This is a genomic window from Microlunatus aurantiacus (assembly GCF_039536605.1).
Lineage (GTDB): Bacteria > Actinomycetota > Actinomycetes > Propionibacteriales > Propionibacteriaceae > Microlunatus > Microlunatus aurantiacus.
Genome location: NZ_BAAAYX010000004.1, coordinates 340,566 through 354,273 on the forward strand (window position 1 = coordinate 340,566; position 13,708 = coordinate 354,273).

At 71.2% G+C, this 13,708-nt stretch carries 13 protein-coding genes; 9 read left to right on the forward strand and 4 right to left on the reverse strand.

What is annotated here, in order from left to right; all coding sequences use genetic code 11:
- Positions 1 to 18: 18 nt before the first annotated feature.
- From ABD714_RS09370 to ABD714_RS09385, 4 genes are all read left to right on the forward strand, one after another.
- Positions 19 to 1,143, forward strand: a complete 1,125-nt coding sequence (locus tag ABD714_RS09370; RefSeq protein WP_344812049.1) for a Gfo/Idh/MocA family protein — start codon at positions 19 to 21, stop codon at positions 1,141 to 1,143.
- A 93-nt stretch (positions 1,144 to 1,236) separates the two neighbouring features.
- Positions 1,237 to 2,601: an ABC transporter substrate-binding protein gene (locus ABD714_RS09375; RefSeq protein ID WP_344812050.1), complete on the forward strand. Its 1,365-nt coding sequence runs from the start codon at positions 1,237 to 1,239 to the stop codon at positions 2,599 to 2,601.
- 4 nt (positions 2,602 to 2,605) lie between these two features.
- Entirely contained in the window at positions 2,606 to 3,559 is a 954-nt protein-coding gene (locus ABD714_RS09380) for a carbohydrate ABC transporter permease (RefSeq protein ID WP_344812051.1), read from the forward strand.
- On the forward strand, positions 3,559 to 4,374 hold the full coding sequence (locus tag ABD714_RS09385; RefSeq protein WP_344812052.1) for a carbohydrate ABC transporter permease: 816 nt from the start codon (positions 3,559 to 3,561) through the stop codon (positions 4,372 to 4,374). Before ABD714_RS09380 ends, ABD714_RS09385 begins: the two co-directional genes overlap by 1 nt.
- Positions 4,375 to 4,471: 97 nt before the next feature.
- Here ABD714_RS09385 and ABD714_RS09390 read toward each other — a convergent pair whose 3' ends face one another.
- The gene (locus ABD714_RS09390) at positions 4,472 to 5,134 is read right to left on the reverse strand and encodes an HAD-IA family hydrolase (protein ID WP_344812053.1); all 663 of its coding nucleotides are present in this window, start codon (positions 5,132 to 5,134) and stop codon (positions 4,472 to 4,474) included.
- Positions 5,135 to 5,408: 274 nt separating this feature from the next.
- Here ABD714_RS09390 and ABD714_RS09395 point away from each other — a divergent pair, with 274 nt between their 5' ends.
- Both ABD714_RS09395 and ABD714_RS09400 read left to right on the forward strand, forming a co-directional pair.
- Positions 5,409 to 5,927, forward strand: coding sequence for a hypothetical protein (locus ABD714_RS09395; RefSeq protein WP_344812054.1), 519 nt, complete (start codon positions 5,409 to 5,411; stop codon positions 5,925 to 5,927).
- 46 nt (positions 5,928 to 5,973) lie between these two features.
- Positions 5,974 to 7,350 carry an ATP-binding protein gene (locus ABD714_RS09400; RefSeq protein WP_344812055.1) on the forward strand — a complete coding sequence of 459 codons (1,377 nt, stop codon included), beginning with the start codon at positions 5,974 to 5,976 and terminating at the stop codon, positions 7,348 to 7,350.
- 18 nt (positions 7,351 to 7,368) lie between these two features.
- Here the strand turns inward: ABD714_RS09400 and ABD714_RS09405 are convergent, their stop codons facing one another.
- The 3 genes from ABD714_RS09405 to ABD714_RS09415 are packed head-to-tail and all read right to left on the reverse strand — an operon-like array spanning position 7,369 to position 12,243.
- Complete coding sequence (locus tag ABD714_RS09405) at positions 7,369 to 8,232, reverse strand: alpha/beta fold hydrolase (RefSeq protein ID WP_344812056.1); 864 nt, start codon at positions 8,230 to 8,232, stop codon at positions 7,369 to 7,371.
- Positions 8,229 to 9,965 (reverse strand): MFS transporter, encoded by a 1,737-nt coding sequence (locus ABD714_RS09410; protein WP_344812057.1) that lies wholly within the window; start codon positions 9,963 to 9,965, stop codon positions 8,229 to 8,231. The genes ABD714_RS09405 and ABD714_RS09410 overlap by 4 nt, the downstream gene beginning before the upstream one ends.
- 34 nt (positions 9,966 to 9,999) lie before the next feature.
- Positions 10,000 to 12,243: a helix-turn-helix transcriptional regulator gene (locus ABD714_RS09415; protein ID WP_344812058.1), complete on the reverse strand. Its 2,244-nt coding sequence runs from the start codon at positions 12,241 to 12,243 to the stop codon at positions 10,000 to 10,002.
- Between the two features lie 227 nt (positions 12,244 to 12,470).
- Between ABD714_RS09415 and ABD714_RS09420 the strand changes: the two genes are divergently transcribed.
- The 3 genes from ABD714_RS09420 to ABD714_RS09430 are packed head-to-tail and all read left to right on the forward strand — an operon-like array spanning position 12,471 to position 13,701.
- Positions 12,471 to 12,848: an SHOCT domain-containing protein gene (locus ABD714_RS09420; protein ID WP_344812059.1), complete on the forward strand. Its 378-nt coding sequence runs from the start codon at positions 12,471 to 12,473 to the stop codon at positions 12,846 to 12,848.
- On the forward strand, positions 12,848 to 13,354 hold the full coding sequence (locus ABD714_RS09425) for a DUF6325 family protein (protein WP_344812060.1): 507 nt from the start codon (positions 12,848 to 12,850) through the stop codon (positions 13,352 to 13,354). Before ABD714_RS09420 ends, ABD714_RS09425 begins: the two co-directional genes overlap by 1 nt.
- Positions 13,355 to 13,398: 44 nt before the next feature.
- Positions 13,399 to 13,701: an SHOCT domain-containing protein gene (locus ABD714_RS09430; RefSeq protein ID WP_344812061.1), complete on the forward strand. Its 303-nt coding sequence runs from the start codon at positions 13,399 to 13,401 to the stop codon at positions 13,699 to 13,701.
- The last annotated feature ends 7 nt before the right edge of the window (positions 13,702 to 13,708 follow it).

Here is a 13,708-nt window from a genome sequence, read left to right on the forward strand (position 1 = left end):
CGGAGCTCGAGGAGCGTCATGGCGGAGACGGTCTCGGTCGGCATCATCGGTTGCGGCAGCGTGATGCAGCACGCCTACATGCCGCTCCTGGTCAACGAGATGGCCCGCGGGCACGCGTCGGCCCCCATCGTCTGCGACCTCCGCGCGGACCGGGTCGCCGAGGTGCAGGCGACGTTCCCGACCTCGGGTAGCACCCTCGACCCGCAGGACGTCATCGACGACCCCACCATCGACCTCGTGGTGGTGCTGACCTCGATGCCCGAGCACGGCGACCTCGCCGAGCAGGCACTGGCCGCCGGCCACCACGTGCTGGTGGAGAAGCCGATGTCGCTGTCGCTGGAGCAGGCGGCCCGGCTGGTCGAGCTGGACCGCACCGGGCCGGCGAACCTGCTGTGCGCCCCGCACGTACTGCTCAGCCCGGACTACCAGCGGATGGTCCGGATGATGCTCGACGGTCGGATCGGTCGACCGCTGCTGGCGCGCGCCCGCTACGGCTGGAACGGTCCTGACTGGGGTCAGTGGTTCTACGGTCCGGGCGGCGGCCCGCTCTTCGATCTCGGGGTCTACAACGTCACCACCCTGACCGGTCTGCTCGGCCCCTGCCGCTCGGTGACGGCGATGACCACGCTGACCCGATCCCGCCGGGTGGTCGACGGCGAGGAGATCGAGGTGCAGACCGACGACACGTTCCAGCTGCTGCTCGAGCTCGGGGACGAGCGGGGCAGCGTCCTGGCCACCGTGACCACCGCCTTCGGGATGCAGCAGTACCTGGGCCCGGCCGTCGAGGTCTACGGTCTCGACGGCACGGTCCAGATGCTCGGGGACGACTGGGCACCCGACGGGCTCCAGCTGTGGGAGAACTCCCTCGGGTCGTGGCAGACGTTCCACAGCAGGTCCCGCTACTGGCCGTGGACCGACGGACTGAGGCACATGATCGACTGCGTGCGAACCGGTCGACAGCCCTACACCCGCCCCGAGCACGCCTACCACGTGCTGGAGGTCATGCTGGCGGCGATGGAGGCGGCGGCCACCGGGACCACGCAGAAGATCACCAGCACCTTCACCCCACCGGCGCCGATGGCCGTCGACGAGCACGGACCGCAGCACCTGATCCACGACCGCGTCCACGAGGACGCCCAATAGCACCTGACGCCCCTGCAGCACCCTGACGCCCCGCAGCCCACCCGTACGATCACCGTTCCGCCCCCGCCCGCAGCGGCCTGACGAGGAGACACCATGATCACCAACCGCCGGACCTTCCTCGGCCTCGCGGCCGCGGCCGTCAGCATCCCGCTGGCCGGCTGCGCCCCGGGCGGCTCCGCCCCGGCGTCGTCGAGCGCCCCGACCGACGTCAACACCGATCCCGCCTCGCTGCCCGAGACCACCATCACCACGCTCGACACCTGGACCGACAAGGCGTCGATGCAGTCGCAGTGGGTGACCGCGGTCAACGCGGCCTTCACCGCCAAGTACCCGAAGCTGAAGGTGAAGCGCACGAGCGCCACCTTCGACGACATCAACAAGACGCTGAAGCTGAAGCTGTCCGACACCTCCGCGCCCGACGTCGTCCCGGCCAACAACGGCTGGCAGGGCATCGGCACCTTCGCCAAGGCCGGCTTGATCCTGAACCTGGACGCGTACGCCAAGGGGTACGGCTGGGACAAGCGGATCCCGGCGACGATCGCCACGATGCACCAGGTCGCGGCCGACGGCAGCCAGATCGGCACCGGCTCCTGGTTCGGGGCACCGATCGCCCAGGGCGGCTTCATCACCGTCTACTTCAACCGGTCCAAGCTGGACAAGCTGGGGCTCGCGACCCCCACGACGTTCGACGAGTTCACGACTAGCCTGAGCAAGGCCAAGGCCGCCGGGGAGGTGCCGATGATGATCGGCACCCAGGACCAGTGGCTCAGCACCACCACGCTGTTCGCCCTGATGAACGTGTTCGCAGAGAAGCAGAAGATCGCCGACTTCGTCTACGGCACCGGGGGCGCGGCCACCGACATCGGGATGAAGGAAGCCGGCGCGCTCTACCAGCAGTGGGCGGCCGACAGCTACCTGCCGAAGAACTTCGCCGGCACGCCCGGCTCGGACTCGGGCCAGGCGTTCGTGGAGGGCACGGGCGTCTACTACTTCTACTACAGCGACTCGCTGCCCTTCAACAACGTCGCCACCGCCAACAAGTTCGGTACGTTCCTGCTGCCGACCGAGGGCATGCCGCTGCAGGCCACCGGCGCCTCGAACCAGAACTTCTCCATCGCGACCAAGAGCAAGAGCCCAGACGCGGCGGCCGCCTACCTCGACTTCGCCTCGAGCACCGAAGCCGGTGACATCGCCCTGAAGACGGGGGTGATGCCGTTCAACGGCACGTTCACCAAGCCCGCCGACGCCGGTGCGCTGCTGGCCGACGAGCTGGCCGAGCTGAACGCGGTGCAGGAGACCGACGGCTTCGTGCCCTACTTCGACTGGGCCTCGCCGACCATGCTGGACACGCTCGGCGCCCAGACCCAGCTGCTGCTGGCCGGCAAGATCACGCCCGACCAGCTCGTCGAAGCCTGCCAGAAGGACTACGACGCGTTCCGGAAGTCGCAGGGCAAGTAGGACCGTGGCCGAACCCACGGTGTCGGCGGCCAGCCCGCTGACCCAGGCCCGCCGCGCCGGGAAGAGGGGTGCGCCGGCCCCCCGCGGACCGCGCCGGGGGCGGCGTCGCTGGGTGGGCTGGCTCTACGTGCTGCCGGCCATGCTGCTGTACGCCTTCGTCGTGCTGCTGCCGTCGGTGCAGAGCATCAACTACTCGCTCTACCGCTGGGACGGGGTGTCCGCGGCGGTGTTCGTGGGACTGGACAACTACCTGGCGTTCTTCGACGACCCGCTGCTGGCCGAGGCCATCGGCCACATCGGGGTGCTCGTCGTCTTCTACGCCGTGCTGCCGATCACCCTCGGTCTGCTCAGTGCCGCGCTGCTGGCCCGCTACCGGCGCCCCGGGTTCGCGATCTTCCGCTGGGTGATCTTCCTCCCGCAGGTGCTCACCTCGGTGGTGGTGGCCGTGCTCTGGAAGCAGCTCTACGGCCCGGAGGGTCCGATCAACCACGCGCTGCAGGCGATCGGGCTGGAGGCTCTGGCCCGGGACTGGCTGGGCGACTTCACCCTGGCGCTGCCCGCCCTCGGGCTGGTCGGCACCTGGACCACGTTCGGCCTGTGCATGGTGCTGTTCGTGTCCGGCTCGTCCTCGATCTCCACCAGCCTCTACGACGCCGCCCGGGTGGACGGGGCCGGTCTGGTGCGGGAGTTCTTCGCCGTCACGCTGCCGGGCCTGCGCCCGCAGATCGCCGTGGCCGCCACGCTCACGGTGACCGGCGCGCTGCGCACCTTCGACCTGGTCTGGCTGACCACCCGCGGCGGGCCGGGGACCTCGACCATCACCCCGTCGTTCCTGCTCTACACCAAGGCTTTCGCCGTCGGCGACGTCGGCGCGGCGGCGGCCATCGGGGTGGTGATGGCGCTGACCTGCCTGCTCGTGGCCCTGCTCATCGTCCGCCTCGTGGAGCGGGACGCCTGATGGCCGGCACCCGGCTCGAGACCGTGTTCTCGTACGCGATCCTGGCGCTGTTCTCCCTGGCGGTCGTGCTGCCGGTGGGCTGGCTGCTGCTGGCCGCCACCAGCCCCAAGGCCAATGCCGGCGTGGATCTGAGCGACATCCGGTTGTCCAACTTCGCCGACGCCTGGGTGCAGGCCGACTTCACCACCCACCTGCTCAACAGCCTGATCATCTGCGTCGGCGCCGTGGTGATCACCTCGTCGGTCTCGATCCTGGCCGGCTACGGCCTCACCATCCTGGCCATGCCAGGCAGCCGGATCGTCTTCCCGATCATCCTGGCCGGCATCATGATCCCGCTGGAGGGGATCCTGGTCCCGCTCTACTTCAACCTGCGGACGGTCGGTCTGACGTCCAGCCTGTTCGGGCTCGTGATCGCGCACGCCGGACTGGGCGTGTCCTTCGGGGTGTTCTGGATGCGCGCGACGCTGCAGGCGGTCCCACGCGAGCTGGTCGAGTCCGCCGAGCTCGACGGCGCAGGTCGGCTGCGGATGCTCTGGTCGATCGTTCTCCCGGTGATCCGCCCCGCCCTGATCACCATGGTGCTGCTCATGTTCATGTGGACCTGGAACGACTACTTCCTGGCCTTCGTGCTGATCAACGACGAGGCCAAGATGCCGGTGACCCTGGCCCTCGGGTCGTTCTCCACCCGCTACACCCAGCAGCTCAACCTGATGGCCGCCGCCGCGGTGCTGGTGGCGCTGCCGGTGCTGGTGCTCTACATGTTCTTCCAGCGGCAGTTCATCCAGGGGGTCATGTCCGGGGCGTTGAAGGGCTGAGCGACACCCGAGCGAAGCCCACGAGCACCACTCAGCAGGGCGGCGTCAGCTGTCGTGCTGAGTCGTGCTCGATCCTCACCACGGTCGTGCATGACCGTCAGGCGAGCTCGCGAACCCTGATGCCACCGTCGGCGCCGACCAGGAACTCGACATCACCGAGGTTGCGGACGATCCCGTCGGCCTCCAGCTCACCCTCCGGTGTGGTGGTGATCACCGCGAGCCGGTAGCAGCCGGCCGCCTTCGCGGCGGTGAGACCGGCCGGCGCGTCCTCCACCACCAGGCAGCGCTCCGGAGCCACCCCTAGTCGCTCGGCCGCCAGCAGGAACGGGTCGGGGGCGGGCTTGCCGTGCTCCACCTGGTCGGCGGTCACCAGCACCGACGGAGCAGCGAGGTCCGCGGCCGCGATCCGAGCCCGGGCGAGAGGCATCGTGCAGGAGGTGGCGATGGCGTTGCGGGCCGAGCGGAGCGCGGCCAGGGCGTCGGCCGCTCCGGGCAGGACCACGATGTCGTGCACGTCGTCGATCTCCAGGGCGTTGATCCGGTCGATGGCCGACTCGTGCTGGTGGTCGGGCAGCAGCTTGCGGACGACCCGGGCCGACGGCATGCCGTGGTGCCCGGCCAGCTGCTCGGCGGTCAGCCCGTGCTCCTGCGCCCAGGTCGACCAGGCCCGGGCCACGGCGGGGGTCGAGTCGATCAGGGTGCCGTCCATGTCGAAGATGACGGCGTCGAAGTCCAGCTCGGCCAGCTTGCCCAGCGCCACGGTCGTCGCCCTCGCTTCGATCTCCCGGCCGCCGCGCCACCCTGGTGTCGCGCGACAGACCTCGTCCGGCGGCCCATTATCGCGGATCGCTCCCGGCCTCCGTCGCCCCCGGACCCCGCCCCGCCCGGGCCCGTTGCGCTATCTTCGGTCCTGCGACACCAGCCGACGTGCCTTGCGGTGACCGCCGTCGCCGGGCGCACCCGGGAGCGGTGCCCGGATCTCGGCCGGACCCACGACGGTCGGCTCCGGTGGATCTGCTGACGATCGGAGGACCGTGACCCCTGCGCAGCAACCTCCCGAGCGACCGACCGCCACGGCGGCGCAGAACGCCACGGGCCGAGCCGCCGGCATCTACGGGCTGATCGTCTCCGCCTCGGTGCTGGCGACGGTCGGGTCGCAGATGCGTACGGCCCCCCTCGCCGTGGCCGTCTTCGTGACCCTGCTGGTCTACTGGCTGTCGGAGCAGTACGCCGAGCTGGGAGCCCGGGCGAGCGAGGGGCGGATCCCCTCCGCGGGCAGCGTTCGCTCCGCTCTGAGGGACAAGTGGCCGATCGTCAGCGCGTCGTACGTCCCCCTGGTCGCTCTGCTCGTGGCCCGGCTGCTGGGCGCGACACCCTCCGACGCCGCGCTGGTCGCGCTGGTCGTCATCGTCGTTCTGCTGATGATCTACGGGTGGCGGGCCGGGCGGGCAGCCCGGATGGGCCGCCTGGCGCAGACCGGGATGGTGCTGCTCGCCGGTGGGCTCGGCGTGCTGATGATCGTGCTCAAGGTCTCGCTCAAGTACTTCCACTGACGATCGCACCCCTAGGCGTCACCCGGGATCCGTCCTACGATCGAGCATGACCTCGCCGGGCTCGATCGCCGAGGCCACGGCCTCCACCGACGGGCGTACGTTTCGCATCGACGCTGTCGACGCCACCGACGCCTACCGTCCCGGGGACTTCGTTTCCCTGACCGAGGCCGACGGGGTCGGACTGGGGCTGGTCGAGGCCGCGGAGGTCGACGGCGGCGGACGTCTCATCGCCTCGGGCCGGATCTACGGTGCACCGGCGTCCCGCGCGCCCGGTCCGGGACCAGCCGCGGTCGCTCCGGCAGAGCCGGCGCTCGTCGAGTCACTCCTCGCCCGCTCCGGCGCGGTCCTGGAGGTCGGCCGGCTGGCGTCGATGCCGGGCGTCGGCGCCGGACTGCTCCCCCACCGGTTCAATCGGCACACGTTCTGGTGCGGGCAGAGCGGATCCGGGAAGACGTACGCGCTGGGCGTGCTGCTCGAGGAGCTGTTGATGCACACCGAGCTCCCGTTGATCATCTTCGACCCCAACGCCGACTTCGTCCATCTCGACCAGGTGGACCCGGGGGCCTCCGGCGACCGGGTCGACCGGCTCAGGGGTCGCGACATCCGGATCCTGCGCGCCGCCGGACAGCCGGGCGACGACCTGCTGGTGCGGTTCACCGCCATGAGCGTCACCGCCAAGGCGGCGCTGCTGCGCCTCGACCCGCTGATCGACCGGGTGGAGTACAACACGTTGCTGCACCTGGAAGACATGCTCGCGGCGCAGGAACCGGGGCAGATCCTGCCGGAGCTGAGGCAGAGCGGGGATCCCGAGGTCCGCAGCTTCGCCCTGCGGATCGAGAACCTCGGCCTGCTCAGCTGGGACATGTGGGCGGCAGGCGGGCGGGCGGCGACCGAGATCATCGACACCAGACCGGCGGCGACCGTGCTCGACCTGGGCGGTTTCGCCACGGCGGAGCAGCCCCTCGTGGTCGCGCTGGCGGTGCTGGACGAGCTGTGGGCCCGCCGCAGCGAGCGCCGTCCGGTGCTGATCGTCATCGACGAGGCCCACAACCTGTGCAGCCCGGAGGCCGAGACGCCGCTGCAGCGGATGGTGCTGGAGCGGATCATCCAGATCGCGGCCGAAGGCAGGAAGTACGGGCTCTGGCTCCTCCTGTCGACCCAGCGGCCGTCCAAGGTGCACGCCGGGATCATCTCCCAGTGCGACAACCTGGCCCTGATGCGGATGAGCTCCGAGCGCGACCTCGACGAGCTCGCCGCGACCCTGAGCTTCGCGCCGCCGGCCCTGCTCGCCGCCTCTCCGTCGTTCCGCCAGGGCGAGGCGCTGTTCGCCGGCGGCTTCGCGCCCGCGCCGAGCACGGTCGTGATGCGCAGCAGACTCACCGCCGAGGGCGGACGCGACGTCGCGGTCCCGCTGCTGGGCTGAGCCCGAGCCCTCGGCGGCTCACGGCAGGTGGATCCCACGGTGGAGCTCGTAGGCCCGGGCCAGACCGGGGGCGTCGGGGTCGTCGACGATCGGCTCGTCGGCCGTGAACTGGCGGATGACGTTCGCCAGCTCGGCGGGGTGGCTGAAGTTGATCGCGTGGGCGGCACCGTGGATGACCACCAGGAGCACGTGGTTGTCGTTGCGGCCGGCGACCTCCCGGACGCGGGCCGGTCCGGGCATCATCGGGTCCCGGCTGCCGACGACCGCGAGGGTCGGGATCTGCAGCTCGATCAGTCGCTCCAGGGCCGGGTACTCCGTCAGCGCCCGGAACATCCTCCGGGTGCTGGAGATCCCGAAGCGCAGGTAGTCGGGGACGGCGACGCTCAGCAGCCGCGCCGGTTCGAGGGCACCGTCGCGAGCGAGCTGGCGCACCGCCCGGTGCAGCGGCTGGTTGTGCACCCCACCGGCCGGTGAGACGAGCACTGCCCGGTCCACGCGGTCGGGGTGGCGGTGTGCGAGCTCGCAGACGACGGCGCACCCCATCGAGTTCCCGACCAGCGTCGCCGACTCGACACCCCGGTCGTCCAGGAACGCCGCCGCCGCCTCGGCCAGGGCCGTGACGTCGAGGGCGTCGGCGTCTCCGGCGCTGCGTCCGAAGCCGGGAAGGTCGGGCACCAGCGTGTGGAAGCGCTCGCTGAGCAGCTCGGCCGTCGGCACCAGGTAGTGGCCGGACAGGCCGAAACCGTGCAGGTGCACCATCACGGGAGCGCCCGCGACCCGCGCCTCGCGGTAGAAGACGTCCACGCCGGCGACCGAGGTCCAGCGGTCGACGAGCCGGGAGGCGGGGGGTGGCGGCCGGCGAGCCCCCGGTACGAGCTTCACGATCGCCTCGGGCGCGTCCGTACGACGTCGGCCGTCGACCGGTCGGTGGCCGGCGGGGCCGGTCCCGAACCGGGCGCCCGCCGGGGCAGGCGACCGGTGAGGAGGAAACCGGCGGCGGCGAGGAGGGCCGTGAGACCGAAGGCGACCCGTAGGGCGGTGAGTCGGCCCTCGGCGTTGACGGTCCTGATGGTGGCGGCCTGGTCGGCCGACACACCGGCGCGGTCCAGGGCCACGTCCAGCTGCTTGTCCGACAGGAACGGAACGCCCCCGACGAGCTGGGTGGACGCCTGCTCCTTGACGGTGTCGGGCACGGCGGGGTTGTCGCGGATGCCGGTGATCACGGAGCTGGTCAGGGTGGCCAGCAGCACCGAGCCAATCAGCGCGGTGCCCAGCGACGCACCGAGGTTGGTGGCGGTGTTCTGCAGCCCGCCCACCTCTGCGCTCTCCGAGTCGTCCACCGCGGACACCGTCACCGCGCCGAGCTGGGAGGCCAGCGCGCCGAGCCCGAGCCCGATCAGCAGCATGGGGAGGGCGACGACCGCGGCGCTGGCCCCCGGATCCATCCCGGCCACGAGCACCAGCACGCCCGCGAGGACGCAGCCGAGGCCCAGCTGCACGATCCGGCGGGGGTTGCCGCGTGGAGCCACCCGCGGGATCCCGGCGGCCGCCAGCAGCAGCGCCGCGGACAGCGGCAGGATGCGGAGACCCGTCTGCAGGGCGTTGAGCTCCAGGACGACGGAGAGGAAGAGCGGCACGGTGAAGAACACCCCGGCCTGGACGAGGTACTGGGCGAAGAACATCGACAGCCCGCCGGTGAGCCCGCTGTTGCGCAGCAGCGCGGGCCGCAGCAGCGGGTCACCGCCGGTGCGGACCAGACGCTGCTCCCACCACAGGAACGCGAAGACCACCACCACACCGCCGACCAGCAACCAGATCACGGGCGAGGCGCCGAGGACCGTCGGGGCTCCCGCCTTGGCTGCGACCCACCCCCACTCACTCGAGCGCAGCACCCCGTAGACGACCGAGCCCAGACCCAGCACGGACAGCAGCGATCCGACGACGTCGAGCCGACCCGGGGAAGCCGGGACGTCGGCGATCCGCCGCAGGAAGACCAAGATCACCAGCACCAGGACGACCTCGCCGACGAACACGTAGCGCCAGGACGCGAAGGTGGTGACCGCCCCGCCGATCAGCGGACCGGCGGCGACCGCCATCGCCCCGGCGGCGGCGACCAGGCCGTACGCGCCGGCGCGCCGCTCGGCCGGGAAGTTGGCTGCGACCAGGGCGACGATGGCCGGCATGATCAACGAGGCGCCGAGCCCCTCCAGCAACGACCACCCGAGCAGCAGCACGGGCAGGTTCGGGGCCAGCGCGGTGATCAGCGACCCGGCTGCGTAGACGAGGAGACCGAGGGCGAAGACGCGACGTCGACCGAAGATCGTCCCGAGCTTGCCGCCGGTGATCATCATGGTGGCCATCACCAGCGTGTACAGGGTGATGGCGGTCTGGATGCCGCTGATGGTCGTCCCGAGATCCGCGGCGACCACGGCCATCGACACGTTCATCACCGAGCTGTCCAGCGTCATCAGGAACTGGCTCGCCGCGAGCACGGCGAGCACCAGACCCGCACCCGGGGCCTGCGCTGTGGCCATCAGATCGTCGCTCTCCTCGGAGTCGTCGAGGTGGAGGTCCCTCAGCTCGATCGTGGCGTCCGGGCTCCGCTCTGTCGTCACGCAGAACGGGTGAAGTCGCGCGCCGGAGCCGCGATCACCAGCCGAGCAGACCCACGGCCCCGGCCTGCTGGACGGCGTCGCTGCGGGACGAGACGCCGAGCTTCCGGTAGATCGAGCCGACCTGGGAGTTGACGGTGTTGCGCGACACGAACAACCGCTCCCCGATCTCGCGGAAGGTGAGATGCGTCTGCAGGTACGGCAGCAGCCTCAGCTCCGCGGGCGTCAGCGGGATGGTCACCTGAGCCGAGCCGGGCACGCTCGCGTCCACCCTCGCCCGCACCTGGCTGACCTGGTCGAGCAGCGCTCCCAGATCCGGACGGAACATCACGATGTCGTCGATCTCCCGCAGCAGGTGGCGGGCGGTCCCCTGATCGTCGCGGGCGATGAACACCGCGATGAGCTGCAGTCGCATCCGGACCGCGAGATAGGGCACCGTGAAGGTGCAGATGGGGCGGGCCCGCATGGCTCGGGCGAGCTGCCGCTCCTCCTCCCCGGGGTCGCGGCGGTGCACCGCCAGACGGGCAGCGGCGGCGAAGGCGAGCACGCACAGCAGGTAGTCGTCCAGCCGCCGCTCGTCGACCGTCGCCAGCGCCCGGCGCAGGTGCCGGGACGCATCGAACCACCGGCTCTGGTCCATGGCCAGCACCGCCAGCTCCGCCTCGCAGAGGACGACGGCGTTCACGTTGCCGAGGGCGGCCGCCACCGCCGCGCTCTCCTCGAAGAGCTGGGTCGCCCGGGAGGGCGCGTCCAGCAGCAGCTCCGCCTCGGCGCTGAGGCACAGAGCGGTCGCCCGCCAGCTGCTCCAGGCCGGTTCCGCCCGGACGCCGTACGCCGCGTCCGCCGCCATCTGCTCGGGACCGTTCGCGCACATGGCCGCCCGCAGCATGGCCCGGGCGGACGCGAAGCCGGCGGTGCCGTCGGCGGACGGCTCATCGTGGGCGAGGGTGTCCACCAGACCGGCCCAGCGCTGGGCTTCGACGGTCTCGCCGGCGTACATCGACATCCAGCCGGCCAGGACGGCCAGCGGCGGGTGGGACTCGGTCGTCGGCCGGCCGAGCGCGCTGAGCCACCGGCGCACCGTCGCCTGCTGACCGGCCTGGAAGGTCGGCAGGATCAAGGCGGTGAGCAGCTGCACGCACCGCTGACGCTCCTCGGTGCTGAGGAGGTGCTCGAGCGCCAGGGCTGCCGATCCGTTCGCCTCGTACCAGTCGGCGGCCCGCAGCTGGAGCTCGCCGACCACGTCGGGTTCCGCCCGGCGCAGCTCGGCGAGCAGGAACTCACGGAACAGCGTGTGGTAGCGGTACCAGCCCCGCCGCCGATCGAGCGGGATGAGGAACAGGCTCATCGCCTCCAGCTCACGCAACCGTGCCTCGGACCCCAGGCGACCCATGACCGCATCGCACAGGGGGGCGCTCAGCTGGTCGAGGATCGCCGTCCGGCGCAGGAACTCCTGCAGCGGCTCGGGCAGCTGGATGAGCGACTCCCGGTAGAGGTAGTCGGTCACGAACCGGTCGTCGCCGGAGATCGTCGAGACGTCCCCGGGACTCCCCCGGGCGATGATCGCGGCCAGGTAGAGGCCCGCCGGCCACCCCTCCGTCCGTCCCGTCACCGCGGCTGCCGCCTCCGGGGTGATGTCGACCTCGGCCCGCGCGAAGATCTTCTCCGCACCGGCGGCGTCCAGCGCCAGGTCGACGGACGAGAGCTCGAGCGCGTCGCCGGCAGCCCGCAGACGAGGGAGCAACGGCTGCTCGGACCTGCTGGCGAGCACCAGCTGGGAACCCGCCGGCATCCCGGCCACCACGACGCTCAGCACGTCCTGGCAGGCCGGCAGCCGGAGCTCGTGGAGGTCGTCCACCAGCAGGACGAAGGGCACCGGGCTCGTCCGGAGTGCTGCAGCGAGCCGAGGAGCCGCACGCCCGAGCACCGACAGACCGGCACCACGGACGTCGTCGATCAGATCGGTCCGTCCCGTGACCCGCGTGAAAGCCGAGGCGAGGAGCATCAGCAGCGCCGACGGGTCGTCGTCCAGCCGGTCCAGCGAGACCCAGCCGACCGGGCGTCGCTCCGAGCGGGCCCACTCGATCAGCAGCGTCGACTTCCCGTAACCCGCCGGTGCCGTCACGCCGATGACGCGGCAGCCGGACTCACGGGCCGCCCTGATCAGCGGGGCCCGGCTCACCGAGCCCGGCTGCGGGTTCGGGACGGTGATCTTGGCCTCCAGGAGGTCTTCCTCGAGGCGCGACGTCGGCGGTGCTGGACGGCGGGAGTGTTCCGTCACCAGCGCATCGTAGCCACGTTCACCTCGCCGTGCTGCCCTGTCCTGCGGTTGCCGACCCGGCTGCGGGGCGGCGGTTCACGCGATCTGCGTGATGCCACGACCGCGACCGAGGGCTTTGATCGAGGTGGAGATGGACGATCCGTCACGGACGCCTTCTTCGTGCAGCTGCCTCGGGCCGACCTGGCTCGAAGGGCAGGTCGGCGACTCGAACGGTGGGAAGGCGAGCAATGAACTTCTGGGACTTCTTCTGGCTCCTGGTCTGGAGCTTCTTCTTCGTGATGTACCTCATGATGCTGTTCCAGATCATCGCGGACCTCTTCCGCGACCCCGACCTCGGCGGCGGGATGAAGGCGCTGTGGCTGATCGGCCTGTTCTTCCTGCCCTTCCTGGTCGCCTTGATCTACCTCATCGTGCGGGGCAAGGGGATGGCCGAGCGCCAGTCGGCGACCGTCCACCGGGCGCGGGCGGAGGCGGACGACTACATCCGCACCGTCGCCGGCGGCTCGAGCTCGGCCCAGGAGATCACGTCCGCCAAGGCGCTCCTGGACGACGGCGCCATCACCCAGGCCGAGTTCGACCGGCTCAAGGCCAAGGCGCTGGCCTGATGCAGCAGCACGCGACGTCGTCGCCGCCGACCGCGACCACCGACCTGGATGAGACCGGACCGATCGACTACCTGGTGGTCGAGTTCCCGGGCGACCGGATGACCGGGGAGGGTCTTCCCCTGCTTCTCGACCTGGTGGAAGCCGGAACGATCCGGATCCTCGATCTGCAGTTCGTCCGCCGCGCCGAGGACGGTTCGGTGACGGCCCTGCGGATCGCTGACCTCGACGGCGACGGCGCGCTGGATCTCGCGGTGTTCGAGGGTGCCTCCTCCGGCCTGCTCGGTGCCGACGACATCGAGGAAGCCGGCTCGGTCATCGAGCCCGGCAACGCGGCCGGCATCCTCGTCTACGAGAACCTGTGGGCCGCCCCGTTCGCGACCGCCCTGCGCCGGGCCGGGGCCCGGATGGTCGCCGGCGGACGCATCCCCGTCCAGGCGATCCTGGCCGCCCTGGACGACGAGCCCGCCCCGGGTGAGCAGCCGACCCACGCCGGCACTCCCGCCTGAGAACCGAACTCCCCCGCCCCCGAGCTGAACCGAGAGGTCATCACATGCCTGGTCTCCTTCGCGGCATCGCCCGCACCGCCGTCGTCGCCGGCACCGCCACCGCGGTGTCGGGTCGGGTCCAGCGCCGACAGCAGGGACGGTGGGCCGCTCAGGAGGAGGCCGCCGAGCGGGCCGCTCTGCCGCCCGCGGCCTACCCGCCCCCGCCCGCACCTCCCCAGCAGCAGCCGCCACCGCCGGACACCGACCGCAAGATCGCCCAGCTCAAGGAGCTGGCCGGTCTCCGGGACGCCGGTGTGCTGACCGACGTGGAGTTCGAGCTGGAGAAGCGCTCGATCCTCGGTTCGTGAGCGACCC